A 2,099-nucleotide genomic window follows, 5' to 3' on the forward strand; every position below is an offset into this window, starting at 1 on the left:
AATTAGTCCTGGTCGATGCCCTCGCGCTTCTTGAACTCCAGGCGACGGCGGTGCAGGATCGGCTCAGTGTAACCGGACGGCTGGTTCACACCATCAAGGATGAGCTCCTTGGCAGCCTGGAAACCGATGGACTTGTCGAAGTCCGGAGCCATCGGCAGGTATGCCTCATCGCCCTCGTTCTGGCGGTCAACGACCTCGGCCATACGCTGAAGCGAATCGATGATCTGCTCCTCGGTGACAACACCGTGCAACAGCCAGTTAGCCAGAGTCTGGGAGGAAATACGCAGGGTAGCGCGGTCCTCCATCAGGTCAACATCGTTGATATCCGGCACCTTGGAGCAGCCAACGCCCTGCTCAACCCAGCGGATAACGTAGCCCAGGATGGACTGGCAGTTGTTGTCCAGCTCGTTAGCCTTGTCCTCATCGGACCAGTCAGCGCCCGGCTCGCCAGCCTTAGCTGCCGCTACCGGGATGGTGAGCAGATCACCGAAGGTGTCGCGGCGACCGTCGGTAAGCAGCTTGTCCTGAACGCCGAAGACGTCAACCTCGTGGTAGTGGGTAGCGTGCAGCACACCACCGGTCGGGGACGGAACCCACGCGGTGGAAGCACCCTGCTTCGGCTGACCGATCTTCTGCTCCAGCAGCTCGGCCATCTGCTCGGTCATAGCCCACATGCCCTTACCGATCTGAGCCTTGCCCTGCAGGCCGTGTGCCAGACCGGAGTCAACGTTGTTGTCCTCGTAAGCCAGCATCCACGGAGCGGTCTTCTGGACAGCCTTGCGGAACATCGGACCAGCCTGGATGGAGGTGTGGATCTCATCACCAGTGCGGTCCATGAAGCCGGTGTTAATGAAGACCACGCGCTCGGAAACAGCCTTGATGGCGGCGTCCAGGTTGACGGAGGTACGACGCTCCTCGTCCATCAGGCCGACCTTCAGGGTGTTGTGCGGCAGACCCAGCAGCTTCTCAACGTCTGCGAACAACTCGTTGGTGAACGCAGCCTCGTCCGGGCCGTGCTGCTTCGGCTTCACAATGTAAATCGAACCGGTACGGGAGTTCTTACGTGCGTTGTCCTGGTCCAGGCCCGGGATTGCACAAGCAGCGCTGATGACGGCATCCATGATGCCCTCGAAAATCTCCTCGCCATCGCGGTCGAGGATGGCCGGGTTCTGCATCAGGTGGCCGACGTTACGAACCAGGTTCAGGGAACGACCGTGCAGGGTGACCTCGGAACCGTCAAGAGCGGTGTAGGTGCGGTCGTCGTTGATGGTACGAGACAGCTTCTTGCCACCACGGGTGAACTCTACTGCGAGGTCACCGACGTTCAGGCCCAGCCAGTTGGTGTAACCCAGGGTCTTGTCGGCAGCGTCGACTGCGGCGACAGAGTCCTCGAGGTCCATGATGTTGGTGACAGCGGCTTCCAGGATGATGTCCTTGACACCAGCCTTGTCGGTCTTGCCAACCGGAGACTCCGGATCAATCAGCAGCTGGATGTGCAGACCGTTGTGCTTGAAGTAAATGGACTCCGGTGCGTCCTTGTCGCCGGTGTAGCCGACCAGGGTCTCCGGCTCGCGCAGACCGGAGGTAGCGCCACCTTCCAGGGTTGCCTGCAGGTGACCGTCGACGATGTCGTAAGAGGTGACGTCCGCGTGGGAACCGTCGACCAGCGGCAGAGCCTTGTCCAGGAAGTCACGACCCCATGCGATAACGCGGTCACCGCGGACCTTGTTGTAGCCCGGGGTGTCCTTCTCCGCACCGCCATCTTCAGCAATAGCGTTGGTGCCGTACAGCGCATCGTAAAGCGAGCCCCAGCGTGCGTTCGCAGCGTTGATGGCGAAACGGGCGTTGAGGACCGGCACAACCAGCTGTGGACCGGCGGTGGAAGTGATCTCGGTGTCGACGCCCTCGGTGGTGACCTGGAAGTCACCCGGGTTATCAACGAGGTAGCCGATTTCCTTCAGGAATGCGACGTACTCGTCCTGGTCCTGCTTACCCGGGTGCTCCTTGTACCAAGCGTCGAGCTTTTCCTGCAGCTCATCACGCTTGGCCAGCAACTCACGGTTACGCGGAGTGTACTTAGCGACAATGTCACCAAAGCC

1 protein-coding gene is annotated in these 2,099 nt (G+C 60.6%); it reads right to left on the reverse strand.

Annotation, left to right across the window (positions count from 1 at the left end; genetic code table 11):
* Positions 1 to 2 precede the first annotated feature (2 nt).
* A partial coding sequence (locus HMPREF2847_RS05965; protein ID WP_070851819.1) for a malate synthase G occupies positions 3 to 2,099 on the reverse strand: 2,097 nt, incomplete at its 5' end.

Source organism: Corynebacterium sp. HMSC074C03, assembly GCF_001838285.1.
Lineage (GTDB): Bacteria > Actinomycetota > Actinomycetes > Mycobacteriales > Mycobacteriaceae > Corynebacterium > Corynebacterium amycolatum.